Origin of the sequence: Microbacterium sp. NPDC090007 (genome assembly GCF_044748345.1) — a bacterium.
Lineage (GTDB): Bacteria > Actinomycetota > Actinomycetes > Actinomycetales > Microbacteriaceae > Microbacterium.
Window position 1 is genome coordinate 140,643 of sequence record NZ_JBIVFV010000004.1, and the last position, 14,427, is coordinate 155,069.

16 protein-coding genes, 1 tRNA gene and 1 other RNA gene are annotated in these 14,427 nt (G+C 71.3%); 9 read left to right on the top strand and 9 right to left on the bottom strand.

Going from position 1 to position 14,427, the window contains the following annotated elements:
- Positions 1–99 precede the first annotated feature (99 nt).
- Complete coding sequence (locus ACIPVB_RS13770) at positions 100–354, top strand: hypothetical protein (protein WP_295784461.1); 255 nt, start codon at positions 100–102, stop codon at positions 352–354.
- A 66-nt stretch (positions 355–420) separates the two neighbouring features.
- On the opposite strand, the gene ACIPVB_RS13775 is transcribed toward ACIPVB_RS13770, so the two are convergent.
- The 3 genes from ACIPVB_RS13775 to ACIPVB_RS13785 are packed head-to-tail and all read right to left on the bottom strand — an operon-like array spanning position 421 to position 3,031.
- The gene (locus tag ACIPVB_RS13775) at positions 421–1,608 is read right to left on the bottom strand and encodes an acetyl-CoA C-acetyltransferase (RefSeq protein WP_400369614.1); all 1,188 of its coding nucleotides are present in this window, start codon (positions 1,606–1,608) and stop codon (positions 421–423) included.
- Positions 1,605–2,258 carry a CoA transferase subunit B gene (locus tag ACIPVB_RS13780; protein WP_400369616.1) on the bottom strand — a complete coding sequence of 218 codons (654 nt, stop codon included), beginning with the start codon at positions 2,256–2,258 and terminating at the stop codon, positions 1,605–1,607. The genes ACIPVB_RS13775 and ACIPVB_RS13780 overlap by 4 nt, the downstream gene beginning before the upstream one ends.
- Complete coding sequence (locus ACIPVB_RS13785) at positions 2,258–3,031, bottom strand: CoA transferase subunit A (protein ID WP_400369618.1); 774 nt, start codon at positions 3,029–3,031, stop codon at positions 2,258–2,260. Before ACIPVB_RS13785 ends, ACIPVB_RS13780 begins: the two co-directional genes overlap by 1 nt.
- Positions 3,032–3,331: 300 nt before the next feature.
- Here ACIPVB_RS13785 and ACIPVB_RS13790 point away from each other — a divergent pair, with 300 nt between their 5' ends.
- The 3 genes from ACIPVB_RS13790 to ACIPVB_RS13800 are packed head-to-tail and all read left to right on the top strand — an operon-like array spanning position 3,332 to position 5,829.
- Positions 3,332–4,075: an IclR family transcriptional regulator gene (locus ACIPVB_RS13790; protein WP_400369868.1), complete on the top strand. Its 744-nt coding sequence runs from the start codon at positions 3,332–3,334 to the stop codon at positions 4,073–4,075.
- Positions 4,076–4,129: 54 nt separating this feature from the next.
- Complete coding sequence (locus ACIPVB_RS13795) at positions 4,130–4,600, top strand: MarR family winged helix-turn-helix transcriptional regulator (protein ID WP_400369619.1); 471 nt, start codon at positions 4,130–4,132, stop codon at positions 4,598–4,600.
- Positions 4,597–5,829 (top strand): MFS transporter, encoded by a 1,233-nt coding sequence (locus ACIPVB_RS13800; RefSeq protein ID WP_400369620.1) that lies wholly within the window; start codon positions 4,597–4,599, stop codon positions 5,827–5,829. Before ACIPVB_RS13795 ends, ACIPVB_RS13800 begins: the two co-directional genes overlap by 4 nt.
- Here ACIPVB_RS13800 and ACIPVB_RS13805 read toward each other — a convergent pair.
- Entirely contained in the window at positions 5,826–6,857 is a 1,032-nt protein-coding gene (locus ACIPVB_RS13805) for an alpha/beta fold hydrolase (RefSeq protein ID WP_400369621.1), read from the bottom strand. The genes ACIPVB_RS13800 and ACIPVB_RS13805 overlap by 4 nt on opposite strands.
- 341 nt (positions 6,858–7,198) lie before the next feature.
- Between ACIPVB_RS13805 and ACIPVB_RS13810 the strand changes: the two genes are divergently transcribed.
- On the top strand, positions 7,199–9,172 hold the full coding sequence (locus tag ACIPVB_RS13810) for a DUF222 domain-containing protein (protein ID WP_400369622.1): 1,974 nt from the start codon (positions 7,199–7,201) through the stop codon (positions 9,170–9,172).
- A gap of 61 nt (positions 9,173–9,233) precedes the next feature.
- On the opposite strand, the gene ACIPVB_RS13815 is transcribed toward ACIPVB_RS13810, so the two are convergent.
- Entirely contained in the window at positions 9,234–9,767 is a 534-nt protein-coding gene (locus ACIPVB_RS13815; RefSeq protein WP_400369623.1) for an NUDIX domain-containing protein, read from the bottom strand.
- A gap of 262 nt (positions 9,768–10,029) precedes the next feature.
- A tRNA-Lys gene (locus ACIPVB_RS13820) sits at positions 10,030–10,105 on the bottom strand.
- A gap of 103 nt (positions 10,106–10,208) precedes the next feature.
- On the opposite strand from ACIPVB_RS13820, the gene ACIPVB_RS13825 reads away from it, so the two are divergent.
- Positions 10,209–11,033 carry an inositol monophosphatase family protein gene (locus ACIPVB_RS13825; RefSeq protein WP_400369624.1) on the top strand — a complete coding sequence of 275 codons (825 nt, stop codon included), beginning with the start codon at positions 10,209–10,211 and terminating at the stop codon, positions 11,031–11,033.
- On the top strand, positions 11,030–11,662 hold the full coding sequence (locus ACIPVB_RS13830) for a hypothetical protein (RefSeq protein WP_400369625.1): 633 nt from the start codon (positions 11,030–11,032) through the stop codon (positions 11,660–11,662). The genes ACIPVB_RS13825 and ACIPVB_RS13830 overlap by 4 nt, the downstream gene beginning before the upstream one ends.
- Before the next feature lie 21 nt (positions 11,663–11,683).
- Here ACIPVB_RS13830 and ACIPVB_RS13835 read toward each other — a convergent pair whose 3' ends face one another.
- Positions 11,684–12,046, bottom strand: coding sequence for a hypothetical protein (locus ACIPVB_RS13835; RefSeq protein ID WP_400369626.1), 363 nt, complete (start codon positions 12,044–12,046; stop codon positions 11,684–11,686).
- 50 nt (positions 12,047–12,096) lie between these two features.
- On the opposite strand from ACIPVB_RS13835, the gene ACIPVB_RS13840 reads away from it, so the two are divergent.
- On the top strand, positions 12,097–12,636 hold the full coding sequence (locus tag ACIPVB_RS13840) for a YaeQ family protein (RefSeq protein ID WP_400369627.1): 540 nt from the start codon (positions 12,097–12,099) through the stop codon (positions 12,634–12,636).
- A 95-nt stretch (positions 12,637–12,731) separates the two neighbouring features.
- Here the strand turns inward: ACIPVB_RS13840 and ssrA are convergent.
- Positions 12,732–13,101: a transfer-messenger RNA gene (gene ssrA, locus ACIPVB_RS13845) on the bottom strand.
- A 137-nt stretch (positions 13,102–13,238) separates the two neighbouring features.
- On the opposite strand from ssrA, the gene ACIPVB_RS13850 reads away from it, so the two are divergent.
- Positions 13,239–13,895, top strand: coding sequence for an SIMPL domain-containing protein (locus ACIPVB_RS13850; protein ID WP_400369628.1), 657 nt, complete (start codon positions 13,239–13,241; stop codon positions 13,893–13,895).
- A gap of 7 nt (positions 13,896–13,902) precedes the next feature.
- Here the strand turns inward: ACIPVB_RS13850 and smpB are convergent, their stop codons facing one another.
- Positions 13,903–14,379, bottom strand: coding sequence for an SsrA-binding protein SmpB (gene smpB / locus ACIPVB_RS13855; protein WP_076676126.1), 477 nt, complete (start codon positions 14,377–14,379; stop codon positions 13,903–13,905).
- Between the last annotated feature and the right edge of the window lie 48 nt (positions 14,380–14,427).

The window sequence follows — 14,427 nt, forward strand, 5'->3', positions numbered from 1 at the left end:
TGCGTCACCGCGTGTCTCGGCCCGAACGGCGTTTATCGGCGGGGTGGGCCGCGCTGTCAAGCTGCGGCGGGCACGCGCCCACCTCGCTAGGTTGAGTGCATGCGCCAGTACATCTTCGGAACCGGTCTCCTCAGCGCCATCACCGGTGGCGTCACGCTCCTGCGCGGCCTCAAGAACGACGAGCCGTTCACGTGGCGCACGGCGCTGGCGTGGCTCAGCTGGGGCATCACCCTCGCCCTCGCGATCGGCGCGGTCGTCGACACGCGTCGCGCGCGGCGCGGGCGCACGATCGCCGGCGACTCCCCCATCTCGAAGAAGCAGGGCAAGCTGCTGAAGAAGCGTCTCGCGCGCTGACCTCCGAACGACGAATGGATGCCGCGGCCGGGCCGTGGCATCCATTCGTCGTTTCGGGGTGCGCGGTCAGCGGGTGAGGATGAGCGCGTCGCCCTGACCTCCGCCGCCGCACAGGGCGACCGCCGCCGTACCGCCGCCACGGCGGACGAGCTCGTGCACGGCGTGGACGACGAGCCGGTTGCCGGAGGCGCCGATGGGGTGGCCGATCGCGATCCCCCCGCCGTGCGGGTTGACGACGTCGTCCGAGACGCCCAGTTCGGCCTGGGAGCGCGCGACGACCGCGCCGAACGCCTCGTTGATCTCGATGAGGTCGAGATCGGATGCCGCCAGGCCCTGCTTCTCGAGCGCTTTCGCGATGGCGCGGGCCGGCTGCGCGTGCAGCGAGTTGTCGGGGCCGGCGACCTGACCGGCCGCACCGACGACGGCAAGCACGTCCCAGCCGTGCTCGTCGGCGGTCGCGCGGGTGGTCACGACGACCGCGGACGCGCCGTCGGAGATCTGCGAGGCGTTGCCCGCGGTGATCGAGCCGCCCTCGGCGAAGGCGGGACGCAGCGCGGCGAGCGTGTCGACCGTCGTGTCGGCGCGGATGCCCTCGTCGGCGGTCACGACGATCGGCTCGCCCTTGCGCTGCGGGATCGACACCGGGACGATCTCGGCGTCGAACACCCCGTCCGCCTGCGCGGCGGCGGCGCGCTGATGCGAGCGGGCGGCGACGGCATCCTGATCCCGGCGCGTCACCTCGTACCGGGCGTTGGCCCGCTCGGTCGAGGCTCCCATGCTCTCGCGGTCGTAGGCGTCGGTCAGGCCGTCGTACGCCATGTGGTCGAGCACCTCGACCGAGCCGTACGCGTAGCCGTCACGGGAGTTCATCAGCAGGTGCGGGGCGCGGGTCATGGACTCCATGCCGGCCGCGACGACGACCGTGGCATCACCGAGGCGCAGCATGCGGGCGGCGTCGATGATCGCGGTCAGGCCCGAGAGGCAGACCTTGTTGATGGTCGCGGCGTGCACGTCCCAGCCGATCCCGGCCTCGATCGCGGCCTGACGGGCGGCGTTCTGTCCGGCTCCGGCCTGCAGCACCTGCCCGACGAGCACGGCATCGACGGCGTCGGCGGGGATGCCGCCGCGCTCGAGGGATCCGCGGATGGCGGCGGCGCCCAACTGCACGGCGCTGAGGGGGGCCAGCTGCCCCTTGAGCCGGCCCTGGGGGGTGCGGGCGGCGGCGACGATGACGACGTCGTTCTGTGCATTCATGCGTGCTGCTCCTCAGCGAGTCGGACGGTCAAGGCGGGTTCGGTGGCGGCCCGCACCTCGTCGACGCTCACCCCGGGGGCGGTCTCGACGAGCACCAGTCCATCTTCGGTCACGTCGATGACGGCGAGGTCGGTGATGATGCGATCGACCACGCCTCGGCCGGTGAGCGGCAGCGAGCACGCGTCGACGATCTTGGGCGAGCCGTCCCTGGCGACGTGCTCCATCAGCACGATCACGCGGGCCGCGCCGTGCACCAGGTCCATGGCGCCCCCGGGGCCCTTCACCATTTTTCCGGGGATCATCCAGTTCGCCAGATCTCCGGATGCCGACACCTGCATCGCCCCGAGGATGGCGGCGTCGATCTTGCCGCCGCGGATCATGCCGAAGCTCAGCGCCGAATCGAAGAACGCCGCGCCCGGCAGGGTCGTCACGGTCTCTTTGCCGGCGTTGATGAGGTCGGCGTCCACCGCGTCGTCCGTGGGGTACGGGCCGACGCCGAGGATGCCGTTCTCGGACTGCAGCACGACGGTGACGCCCTCGGGCACGTGGTTGGGGACGAGGGTGGGCAGACCGATGCCGAGGTTGACGTAGGCGCCGTCGGCGAGCTCACGGGCGGCGCGGGCGGCCATCTCGATGCGGGAAAGGGCCATCAGCGGGTCTCCTCACGGACGGTGCGCTTCTCGATGCGCTTGGCGACATCGGGGCCGACCTCGACGATGCGGTGCACGTAGACCCCGGGCAGGTGCACGGAGTCGGGGTCGAGCTCGCCGGGTTCGACGAGGTGCTCGACCTGGGCGATGCAGGTGCGTCCGGCCATGGCGGCGAGCGGGTTGAAGGCGCGGGCGGCCTTGCGGAAGACGAGATTGCCGTGACGATCGCCCTTCCAGGCGTGCACGAGCGAGAAGTCGGTGGTGATGGCCTCTTCGAGGACGAAGTCCCGCGGCGCACCGTCCACCTCGAAGCGGCGGACGTCCTTCGCCGGCGACGCGACGGCGACCCCGCCGGAGCCGTCGTAGCGGCGCGGCAGACCCCCCTCGGCGACCTGGGTGCCGACGCCGGTCTGGGTGTAGAAGGCGGCGATGCCCGACCCGCCGGCGCGCAGCTTCTCGGCGAGGGTGCCCTGGGGGGTGAGCTCGAGCTCGAGCTCACCGGAGAGGAACTGCCGCTCGAACTCCTTGTTCTCGCCGACGTAGGACGAGGTCATCTTGCGGATGCGACCGGCACCGAGCAGGACGCCCAGCCCCCAGTCGTCGACGCCGCAGTTGTTGGAGACGACCGAGAGGTCGCGCGTCCCCTGCGCGAGCAGGGCCTCGATGAGGGCGATGGGGTTTCCGGACAGGCCGAACCCGCCCACGGCGAGCGAGGCTCCGTCGGGGATGTCGGCGACGGCGACGGCGGGCGAGCCGACGGTCTTGTCGATCATGAGTTCTCCCCCGCGGGGACGGCGCCCCGGGGCGCGGGCGGGGACCAGGTCGTGGCGATCACGCGGACTCCTTCGTAGCAGCGTGGTCCCACTCTCGGCCGGGGCCCGGTCGCGGGGCGACCCCGCTCTTGTCATGTGGATGCCACGCGGCGTAGCGTCCACATCGTGGACACCCCCGCCTCGACCCCCGCCTCGGCTCGCATCTCGACACGCTCCTCGGCCCGCTACTCGACCCCCGCGACCCCCGCCTCGCGCCCCGCATCCGCCGCCGCCGGGCCCGCCGTCCCGGGCGCCCAGGCCATCGCGCGCGCCGCGCACCTGCTGCGCCTGGTCACCTCGGCCGGGGACGCCGGAGCAGCCGTGGGCGACCTCGCGCGCGACGCCGCACTGACCCGACCGACCGTCCATCGCCTGCTCAGCGCGCTGCGCGCCGAGGGTCTCGTCGACCGCGACGACACGACCGGGCAGTGGCTGCCGGGGCCGGAGCTGTATCTGATGGGGAGCGTCGCGGCATCCCGGTTCGACATCACGGCGACAGCGCGCGACATCGTCCGCTCGCTCGCCGTGCGTACCGAGGAGAGCGCGTTCCTGTCGGTGCGGCGAGGCGATGAGACAGTGTGCCTCGTGCGCGAGGACGGCAGCTTCCCCATCCGGTCGTTCGTGCTGTCGGAGGGGGTGCGCTTCCCCTTGGGGGTGGCGTCGGCGGGCCTGGCGATCCTGGCCTTCCTGCCGCCCGAGGATGTGGACGCCTATCTCGAGCGGCATCCGGAGCTGTCCGAGAGGTGGGGGGCGTCGCACTCCCCCGCGCGCCTGCGCACACGCATCGCCGACACGAAGGCCCGCGGGTACGCCGTCAACCCGGGCCTCATCGTGGAGGGCAGCTGGGGCGTGGGGGCGGCGGTCTTCACGCGCGCGGGGGATCCGCAGTGGGCGCTGAGCCTGACGGGGGTCGAGTTCCGTTTCGGCGGCGAGCGCCTCGCGGAACTGGGGCGCATCCTGCTCGCGCATGCCCATCAGTTGTCGACGCGGATCGCGGCGCGATAGTCACGGCATCCGGTTTCAATGCCCTAGGTATATATCAGGGGTATACTTTCTTGCATGACCCGCGACGACGATCTGCAGCGACTCCTGCTCGCCGTGCACGCCCTCACGCGCATCGCCGCGCTCGACACGCAGAGCGAGGCGCCTGCCGCCCAGTGGCGGACGCTCACCCTGCTGCGCGACCACGGTCCGCAGCGCCTGGGCGATCTGGCGACGCTCAGCCGGGTGACGCAGCCGGGGATGACCCGGCTCGTGCACCAGATGGATGCCGCCGGCCTCGTCGCCCGCACCGCTCATCCCGGTGATTCGCGGGTGAGCGTCGTCACCGCGACCGGCGCCGGCCTGGCGGCCCTCGAGCGGTGGTACGAGCAGTTCCGCGGAGCCCTGGCTCCGCACGTCGCCGACATGTCGGACGACGAGTGGCAGGCGGTGAGCGTGGCCGCGGCGGCGTTGTCGGCGCGCGTGGGACTCGTCCCCGTCGGGTCGCACGAAGTTCCCGCGAAGAAGGAGAAGGAGGCCGTCCGGTGAGCACCGGTACCGCAGCAGCACCCCGTGTCTGGAAGCAGCCCGCACAGGTATGGGCCGTCGCGTTCGCCTGCGTCGTGGCGTTCATGGGGATCGGCCTGGTCGACCCCATCCTGCCCGCGATCGCGGAGTCGCTGAAGGCGTCGCCCGTCGAGACCGAGCTGCTCTTCACGAGCTACCTCGTCGTGACCGGTCTGGCCATGCTGGTCACGAGCTGGATCTCGAGCCGCATCGGCGCCAAGGCGACCCTTCTCGTGGGCCTGGGACTCATCGTGGTCTTCTCGTTCCTGTGCGCGATCAGCGGGAGCGTGGATGCCGTGATCGGCTTCCGTGCCGGCTGGGGTCTGGGGAACGCCCTGTTCATCTCGACGGCGCTCGCCACGATCGTCGGCGCCGCCTCGGGCGGCAGCTCCGCCGCGATCATCCTGTACGAGGCCGCTCTGGGTCTGGGCATCGCGGTGGGCCCGCTGCTCGGCGGCATCCTGGGCGAAGTGAGCTGGCGCGGTCCGTTCTTCGGCGTCGTCGTCCTGATGGCGGTCGCGTTCGTCGCGGTGATGGTGCTGCTGCGCGGTCCCGCCCCGGCGCGTACTCCGCTGCCGTTCAGCGCTCCGTTCCGCGCGCTGGGGCGTCCGGCTCTCGCGATCCTGGCCGCGACCGCCCTCTTCTACAACATCGGTTTCTTCACGCTGCTGGCCTTCTCGCCGTTCCCCCTCGGGTTCGGCGCCATGGGCATCGGTCTGACCTTCTTCGGCTGGGGCGTGGGGCTGGCGATCACGAGCGTGTGGGTCGCCCCGCTCCTGCTGCGCCGGATGCGCCTGACGTCGGTGTTGCTGGTCGCTCTGCCGCTGCTCGCGGTCGACCTGCTGGTCGCCGCGTTCGTGGTGTCGTCGGCGACGGCGCTCGTGTTGTGCATCATCGTCGGCGGCCTGGTGCTGGGGGTGGTGAACACCGCGCTGACCGAGGCCGTCATGGAGGCCACCGATCTGCCCCGCTCTGTCGCGTCGTCGGCGTACTCCGCGGTGCGCTTCTTGGGCGGCGCCGTCGCTCCCCCGCTCGCCGCGCTGCTCTGGCACGCGTTCAACGCCGGCGTCCCCTATGTGATGGCCGCGGTGTCGGTCACCCTCTCGGCCCTGTGCATCCTGTTCGGTCGGCGGCTGCTCGCCCACATCGATGCAGCGCACCCGGATGCCGCCGACGAGGGCGCAGCGGTCCTGGTGGGCGACGCGGCCTAAGCCCCGCCCACCGCCTCGACCACGGCTCTCGCGCCGGGGACCGACATGACGATCGAGTAGTGATCGACGTGCGGCACCCGGCGCGTCGTCGTGAGGGCGGGGTGGGCGCGGACGATCGCGTCGAGGTCGGGGTACAGCCCGGGGACCTCGCCCCGCAGTCCCCGCTCCGCCGAGAGCAGCGCGGTGGGTCGCGGCATCCGTTCCCTCGCCCGGGCGATCGTGGTGCCGGTGTTCTGGTCGATCGAGTCGGCCTCCACGGTGGCGAAGGTCGTCGCCGGGCGCAGCTCCGGGGGCGTGCCGCGCAGGTCGTAGGCGAAGTAGGCGTCGAGCAAGGGATCCTCCCGTCCCGCGAAGGCCGGATGCGCCCGCCAGAAGTCCCGATACGCGGTGGGCGTGTCGAAGCGCATGTCCAGTCGCGCGGCGGTGGGGCCGAGGACGTGTCGGACCGCCGCGCGGGGGTCCATTCCGGGCGGAAGGTCGAGCGGCAGGCCCCCGTCGACGAGGAGGACCCTCTCGACCCGGTCCGGATGCCGGTCCGCGAGCACCAGCGCGATGAAAGCGCCCATCGAGTGCCCGACGACGACCGCACGGTCGATGCCTTTCGCGTCCAGGACGGCGACGAGGTCGTCGGCGTGCCGAGCGAGGCCGGTGGGGGCGGACGGTTGTGAGGGTTCTGCCGGCGCTGGCGATGGTGCATGGGCGGACGGATCTGCCGGTTCTGCTGCGGGGCCGGTCGGGTGACCCGGTTCTCTCACGACGGCGGCGGGGCCGGCATCCGTTCCCGGAACCAGCGCGGTGCTGCGGCCCCGGCCGCGCAGATCCGGCGCGATCAGCCGAGCGGACGTCTCCCGTGCCACCCACGACCATGCCAGGTGCGACGCCGTGACGCCGTGCACGAGCAGCCAGGGTGTGCCCTCGGCATCCGGATGCCATTCCCCCACCCGCAGGGTTCCTCCGGGGACGGGGACGTCGGTGGTGAGGGGGGCGGGTGCCGGGGCGTCCTCGCCCCGGAGATCGGCGTCGCACATGAGGGAATGCTGGCACGGGGAGTGTGGGATCGCGCGGTGCGCGGGCTTTATGGGGCGGGGGTCGTGCGCGTTAGGCGGCAGCGATCCGCGGGGCGTGCCGACGGAGGATCGCGCGAGACGTGCCCGCGGGGGGATGGTGCACGCGTCATCCGCGCAATGTTTCGCGGGGGTCATGCGCGCGGGGTCGCTCACCGTCGCTGTCGGCCGCTACACGCGAATCCCCCCGTGCAGCCGGGCCATCGGGCCGACATCGGCACCCCGATCACGGGGGTCCACGTCGCCGAATTACCCTCCGACCGGCTCTTCCGGTCGATGTCGGAGGTCCGCGATACCTTCCTCTCATGACCGATTCGCGCACGATTACCGACCGGCATCAGCCGGTCGTCGAGGCGCGCTTCTTATCCTCAGGTCAGGGTTATGACCCGTTTCCGGATGCCGTTCTCCCCCTTTACGGCGGACTCGACGCACCGCCTCCCGACCCCGACGATCTGCGACTCGACATCGACACGGCGTGGGCATTGCAGTGGGGCGTCGAGGAATCGATGTGGCCGGATCTCGATACGGAGTGGCCGGTCAGTCACGATCTCGGTGCGTCCACGGCCGCGGGCGAGACAGTCGGATCGGGCGCCCTGACGGGCACCGGTTCCCCCTCCGCACTCTTCCCCCCTGCTGATCCCGCTTCCTTCGATGGCCCCGTGTCGCCCGAGACGCGGCTCGCGGCGCTCGATGCCGTCGCGACCGACCGTCGCCGCGCCAGCGCCGAGGAGTACAGCCTGATCGCGCAGATCCTCGACGATGCCGTCGCCACGCCCGAGCCCTGGGCGGGCGCCGACCCCACGCTGGATCTCGCGTGGGACGATGCGCGAGGCCGCTCCGTCGCGGCCGTCCGACGCGACCGTCTCGACATGGCGGAGCGAGCCGCGGTCGCCGAGATCGCCGTGCGTCTGCGCCTGTCCGAGCAGACGGTGCGCGTCCGCGCGGGCCAGGCGCGGACCCTCCAACAGCGCAGTCCGGTGACGTGGCGGACGTTCGTCGAGGGCCGCACGTCGGAACGCCACGCCGTCGAGACCGCTCGTCTCGCCTCATCGCTCCCCCACGATGACGCCGAGTCGTGGAAGGCGTTCGACGTCGGTGCAGCCGACCGGGCGTCGCGTCTGACACCAGCCCGCTTCGCGGTCTCCGCTCGGGCGCTGCGCGAACGCGTTCACGCTGAGTCGCTCGAGATGCGGCACCGCCGCGCGGCGCGTGACCGCGGGGTCTGGATCACCGCCGAGCTCGACGGCATGGCCACGCTCAGCGCACTGATGCCCGCCGACCGCGCGTACGCGGCGATGTCGACACTCGATCGAGCCGCGCGACACCTTGCGACCGCGTCCGACGAAGACCGCACTCTCGCCCACCTCCGGGCCGACGTCATGGCCGACCTCCTGGCGTCTCCTCCCGATGATTGCAAGACCGTCGCGACGGCGGTATCACCTTTCGCGGCCACCTCCACGATGCCCGGAGCTCCCCCCGCGACCACCTCCGCGACCGGCAGCACCGCACCGTCGGCCAGCCCGGCACCCACGACCAGCCGCAAACCCGTGACCAGTCGCGAACCCACGACCACCCCCACACCCGCAGGCAGCTCCCCGCACGAGAGCAGCTCTCCACCCGCAGGCCGCTCCCCGCACGAGAGCAGCTCTCCACCCGCAGGCCGCTCCCCGCACGTGAGCAGCTCTCCACCCGCAGGCGGCTCCCCGCACGTGAGCAGCTCGCCACCCTCGACCAGCAACGCTTCCCCACTCGAGCGCACCAGTGGTCCTCCTCGACCCGGCGGTTCGCCCCCGCGCTCGCGCCCCGGGGCGGCGTCCATCGTCGTCACCGTGCCGGCGCTCACACTGCTCGGCGTGGATGACGAACCCGCCGTGCTCGACGGCTACGGGCCGATCGACCTCGACACCGCGCGTCGGCTCGCCGGCGACTCCGCGACCTGGACGAGGGTGCTCACCCACCCCCTCACGGGCGCGCCGCTCGCTCTCGACCGCACGTCCTACCGCGTCACGGCGGCGCTGCGCCGGTGGCTGGGCGTCACCTCGCCCACGTGCGTGTTCCCCGGATGCGGACGAGCCGCGCGCGGCTGCGACATCGACCACCTCACGGCGTGGGCCGACGGGGGCGTGACCGACGCCGACAATCTCGAGCCCGAGTGCCGACATCACCACCGCCTGCGTCACGAGACGAAGTGGACGCCCGTGCGCGATCCCGCCAGCGGCGACGTCCGATGGCGATCACCTCTCGGCCACGAAACCGACGTCGATCCCGCCCCGTTCTGACCGAGCAGTCACCCCTCGGCCACGAAACCGACGTCGATCCCGCCCCGTTCTGACCGAGCAGTCACACGCGACGTGGCGCGACATCCGCCACCCGCTCGACCAGCACTTCCCACAGCTGCTCGAACCGCGCGTTCCACGGGGTCGCGAATGCGTCCGTACGCCACCGCCGCTGCACCTCGTCGAGGGTCACCCATTCGGCATCCTGGACCTCTTCCGGGTCCGGCGTAGGTGCAGGCTCCCCCTCGATCGGCGCAACCCACAGGTCGAAGAGCGCGCGTTCCTCGATCACGCGGCCCACCAGCACGAGATCGTCGGGCGCCACGCGCAGGTCGGTCTCCTCCGCCAGTTCGCGCACGGCCCCGGTCCGGCTGGATTCGCCGCGCAGAGCGCTCCCGGCCGGGAACTCCCACGCGAGCGGGTAGTCCTTACCCTCCGCGCGCAGACTCACCAGCACCCGCCCCGTCGTCGACACCAGACAGACGGATGCCACGATATGAAACGATCCCGCCGCGACCGGCCCATCGCCCCGGCGGTGCAGGGCACCCGTCGGCGTTCCCTGGATGTCCGTCACATCCCACATCTCGTCGTCCGCCATCACGCCCCCCTCTCGATGCGCGCGCGTGCGCATCGACTTCATCATGTCGATGAGCGGCGTGCGGAGGACAGGCCTTGCCACGCGTGTCGACTGCGACCTCGACCCGAGCAGGGGCGCATCCACCGCCCCCGCTCACTCGACCGAGACGCGCCCCACCCCGCCCCAGACGCCCGACCGAGACGCGTCCCACCCTGCCTCAAACAGCGGCGCCGGATACGCGAAACGCCCGACCAGAGTCTCGCCTGATCGGGCATTTCTGCGGTGGTGCACCCCCTGGGACTCGAACCCAGAACCCACTGATTAAGAGTCAGTTGCTCTGCCGATTGAGCTAGAGGTGCGTTCCGTTCGGCGGGAAAATCCCTCTCCGCGCCGAGGAACGACATTACCAGGCGTGACGCGAACGCGCCAAATCGGGCCGGGAGCGCCGGTTATCCTGGAGCCGTGTCCCGCATCGAAGAGCCCGCCGCGCCCCTCGCGGACCTGACCGACGATCTCGCACTGGCCCTCCGCCTGGCCGACGCCGCCGACGCGGTGGCCATGCAGTCGTTCGACGCAGCAGACCTGCGTATCGACACCAAACCCGACCGCACCCACGTCACCGAGGCCGACCTGGCGACCGAGCGCGCCATCCGCCAGATCCTGGATGCCGAGCGCCCCGGCGATTCCGTCCTGGGCGAGGAGTACGGAACCTCCGGCGACACCTCGCGCCGGTGGGTCATCGACCCGATCGACGGCACCCACAACTACATGCGCGGCATCCCCGTATGGGCGACGCTCATCGCCCTGACCGTCGACGGGGTCGCGCAGGTCGGAGTCGTCAGCCAACCGGCGCTCGGACGACGCTGGTGGGCGGCCGTCGGCCACGGTGCCTGGACCACCACCGCCACCGGTGACACCCGGCGCCTGCACGTGTCGCGGATCGACGACGTCGCGGCATCCAGCATCAGCTTCCAGAGCATCGAGCAGTGGGATGACGTCGACCTCGTCCCCACGCTCCAGAGACTCACCCGCGCGGTCTGGCGCGACCGCGGGTATGGCGATGCCCTGCCCTACATGTGGCTCGCCGAGGGGCGCCTCGAACTCGTCGCCGAGTTCGGCGTCAAAGAGTACGACATCGCCGCGATCGCGCCGATCGTCCGCGAAGCCGGCGGCCGGTTCACCGCGTTCGACGGCTCCGACCGCCTCGACGCCGAGTCGTCCCTCGCGACCAACGGCATCCTGCACGACGACTTCCTGCGACTCCTGCACGAGGAGGACGCCCGATGACCGCGCTCCAGAACAACGGATGCCGGCCGCCCACCGCCCGCGGGGATCTCCGCCGTACGACGAGACGCGCGGCTGCGGCGGCAGCCGCCGCCATGGTCGCCGTCCTCGCGCTGGCCGGGTGCGCGGCATCCGCGACGCCCGACACCGCCCCCAGCGTCGCCCCCACCGCCGAGGGCCCCACCATCGCGGCCCCCGACACCACCGCCACCCCGCCGTCCGAGGCCCAGGACGTCGAGCCCACGTGCGAGAACATCATCCCGCAGGCGACGGCCGACGACTTCGCGAGCCTGGGGTGGACCTTTCAAACCGAGCCGTTCCGCATCGGTGCCGAGACGCTGGACGACGGCATCCAGTGCAAGTGGGGCGACACGAACATCGCGTCCGACCGCGTGCAGATCTTCGGGTGGGCCGTCATCGACGCCGACGACGCGGCCAAAGCGCAGAAGGACCTCGTCGCCGCCGGCTGGAAGATCGAGAAGGCCGACGAGGGCACGTATGTCACCGAGAACCCCGAGTGGCTCGGGGGACGCGGCGTCGACGGTTACGGCCTGACCTACCTGTTCGGCGACGGCTGGGTCAAGCTCGCCGATACCAAGCAAAGCCTCGTCCTGGTCGAGGGCCCGCAGTAGCCGAGGCCGCCGCCCCCGACCTCACCGGTACGGGTTGACGGCTCCCGCGTCGCGACCGGCCGCGAGCCCCTCGTCCCAGGCGTCGCCGCGCGCCTCGAGGCCGCGCCACAGCTCGTCCACCTGCAGCACGCGCTGCGCGAAGGCCACCCAGTCGCTCCACGCGCCCTCGACCGCGCCGCCCCCCGCGCGATCGGCGCCGTCGCCTGCTCGGTCGGCGCCGTCGCCTGCTCGGTCGGCGCCGTCGCCTGCTCGGTCGGCGCCGTCGCGCTGGTGCCCGACGCGCCCGACCGCCTCGCGCCCGACGACGCGCCACCGCGCCGACTCCGGCACGGCGTCGAGGTGGAAGGGACCGATGTCGATACGACGGCTGCGAGGGTCGGGCATCCCCCGACGCTAGCGGGACGCGCATGCCGGAGCGCGTAGGCTCGACCCTCGTGGCTATCGGCGCGACCATTCACACGTTCACCGTGCAGCTCTCCGACGTCGATCGCGGCGTCTACGACGAGCTGCAGCTCCGCGTCGCGCGGCATCCGTCCGAGACGGCGCCGTACATGCTCACGCGCGTGCTGGCGTACTGCCTCGAGTTCGAGGAGGGGATCGCCTTCAGCGAGGGCGTCGCCGCGACGGACGAACCCGCCGTGATGGTCAAAGACCTGACCGGGGCCCTGGTCGCCTGGATCGAGGTGGGGGCTCCGGATGCCGCCCGCCTGCACACCGGCTCCATGAAGGCGCAGCGCGTCGCCGTCTACACGCACCGCGACCCCGAGAAGGTGGCCGCCGCCTGGGCCGGCAAGCGCATCCACCGCGCCGCCGAGGTGCAACTGCACAGCTTCGAGCCGGGGTTCGTCGAGCGCCTCTCGGACGCGATCGAACGACGCAACACCGCGACCCTCACCCGCACCGAGGGCCGCGTGTACCTCGAGCTCAACGACGCATCGGGCGACAGCGAGATCCACACGCGCAGCGCGGATTGACCCCTGACCACCCGACCGGGCACGGGCTGAAACGAAGAAAGCCCCCGCCCCCGCCGAAACGGGCGGGGACAGGGGCTTTCTCACGTGACGACGACTCGTGGAGCTGGGGGGAATCGAACCCCCGTCCAACGCTGGGTCTCCGCGTTTTCTCCGGGCGCAGTCTGTGCAGACGTTCTGCTCGGCCCCGACCTTTGTCACAGACACCTAAGTCGACAGGCCCAGCCTGGGAAAAGTCCCGCGTGACGTCCAGACGCCATCACGCAGCAAGACCCCTAAATGACGCCAGGATCCGTGGCGGGGTCACACACGGTCTGACGGACTATCGGGCTCGCTTACGCAGCGAGGGCGAAGTCAGTGCGCTTAGCATTGGCACTTATTGTTTTGCAGGGAGCGTTTACGAGATAACCCCACATCCTCGGCCCGCTTCTCGCGGGTTCGCAGGCGCTGTCGAAACCGATCAGCCCCGAGAACTCCGTGAAGGAGCGGTCGTCGTCACGCTGTTGAATTACCAACCCGGATGCCGAAGCACCCGAGCATCACAGCCTACAACGAATCGCGGGGCGACGTATTCCCCGAGGGCGGGCTCGTCGTAGGCTCACGCCATGAGCGATGTCGTCATCACCGTCCGGGGAGAGAGCCACGTCCGCGTCCGCGCCGAAGAGGCGGCGGTGCGCGTCACCGTGTCCACCGACGGCCCCTCGCGCGGGCCGGTCGTCGAGCGCGCCCAGGAGCGGGCGACGACCATCCAGGACGGACTCGTCGCGCACCTGCGCTCGGGCGAGGTATCGGAATGGTCGAGCGCGCGCGTCTCGGTGTGGTCGGACCGCCCGTGGAACAACGAGGGCGCCCAGCTCCCCCTGGTGCACCACGCGAGCGTAGAGGTGTCGGCCACCTTCACCGACGCGGGAGCGCTGTCGTGGTGGCTCGGCGACGTGGCCGAGTCCGACGACGTCCAGGTGACCGCGGTCGAGTGGCGCCTGTCGCCCGAGACCCGCGCGCGCGTCGAGCGCGAGGTCGCCGCCGAAGCGGTGCACGTCGCGGTCGAGCGGGCCGCTGCCTATGCGGACGCGCTGGGGCTGGCATCCGTCGCCGCCGTCGAAATCGCGGATGCCGGACTCCTCGGCGCCCGCGCCGAGGCACCCACTCCCCTGGGTGCGCGGATGATGGCCGCGTCGGTGGGAGGGGGTCCGTCGTTCAGCCTGCAGCCGCCCGAGATCGACGTGACGTCGGTCGTCGAGGGACGCTTCCGGGCCGAGTGAAGGGGGCTTACTCGCCGAGACGGTTCTTGGTCCGCATGGCGCGCTCGGCCTCGCGCTTGTCCTCGCGCTCGCGGATCGTCTGACGCTTCTCGAACTCGCGCTTGCCCTTGGCGACCGCGATCTCGACCTTGGCCCGGCCGTCGAGGAAGTACAGCCGCAGCGGCACCAAGGTGTAGCCCCCGGCCGCGACGGCGTGCGAGAGCTTGACAATCTCTTCTTTGTGCAGCAGCAGCTTGCGCGTGCGCTTGGCCGAGTGGTTCGTCCAGTGCCCCTGCGAGTACTCGGGAATGTGCACGGCGTCGAGGAAGGCCTGGCCCCCGTCGATGTAGGCGTAGCCGTCGGTCAGGTTGGCACGCCCCTGCCGCAGCGACTTCACCTCGGTGCCGGTGAGCACCAGGCCCGCTTCGTACGTCTTCTCGATGGCGTAGTCGTGGCGCGCCTTCTTGTTCGACGCGATCAGCTTCTCACCCTGCTCACGAGGCATGGTGCCACCTCCTCATGATCATGGGCACACAGAGCCTTACAGTCTACC

What these genes read in the sequence shown, in the direction of transcription:
- ACIPVB_RS13770 (WP_295784461.1), top strand. Translation starts at nt 100, where the DNA reads ATGCGCCAGTACATCTTCGGAACCGGTCTCCTCAGCGCCATCACCGGT.
- ACIPVB_RS13830 (WP_400369625.1), top strand. Translation starts at nt 11,030, where the DNA reads ATGACCGCGCTCCAGAACAACGGATGCCGGCCGCCCACCGCCCGCGGG.
- ACIPVB_RS13850 (WP_400369628.1), top strand. Translation starts at nt 13,239, where the DNA reads ATGAGCGATGTCGTCATCACCGTCCGGGGAGAGAGCCACGTCCGCGTC.
- smpB (WP_076676126.1), bottom strand. Translation starts at nt 14,379, where the DNA reads ATGCCTCGTGAGCAGGGTGAGAAGCTGATCGCGTCGAACAAGAAGGCG.
- ACIPVB_RS13805 (WP_400369621.1), bottom strand. Translation starts at nt 6,857, where the DNA reads ATGTGCGACGCCGATCTCCGGGGCGAGGACGCCCCGGCACCCGCCCCC.
- ACIPVB_RS13810 (WP_400369622.1), top strand. Translation starts at nt 7,199, where the DNA reads ATGACCGATTCGCGCACGATTACCGACCGGCATCAGCCGGTCGTCGAG.
- ACIPVB_RS13780 (WP_400369616.1), bottom strand. Translation starts at nt 2,258, where the DNA reads ATGGCCCTTTCCCGCATCGAGATGGCCGCCCGCGCCGCCCGTGAGCTC.
- ACIPVB_RS13835 (WP_400369626.1), bottom strand. Translation starts at nt 12,046, where the DNA reads ATGCCCGACCCTCGCAGCCGTCGTATCGACATCGGTCCCTTCCACCTC.
- ACIPVB_RS13795 (WP_400369619.1), top strand. Translation starts at nt 4,130, where the DNA reads ATGACCCGCGACGACGATCTGCAGCGACTCCTGCTCGCCGTGCACGCC.
- ACIPVB_RS13815 (WP_400369623.1), bottom strand. Translation starts at nt 9,767, where the DNA reads ATGGCGGACGACGAGATGTGGGATGTGACGGACATCCAGGGAACGCCG.
- ACIPVB_RS13775 (WP_400369614.1), bottom strand. Translation starts at nt 1,608, where the DNA reads ATGAATGCACAGAACGACGTCGTCATCGTCGCCGCCGCCCGCACCCCC.
- ACIPVB_RS13785 (WP_400369618.1), bottom strand. Translation starts at nt 3,031, where the DNA reads ATGATCGACAAGACCGTCGGCTCGCCCGCCGTCGCCGTCGCCGACATC.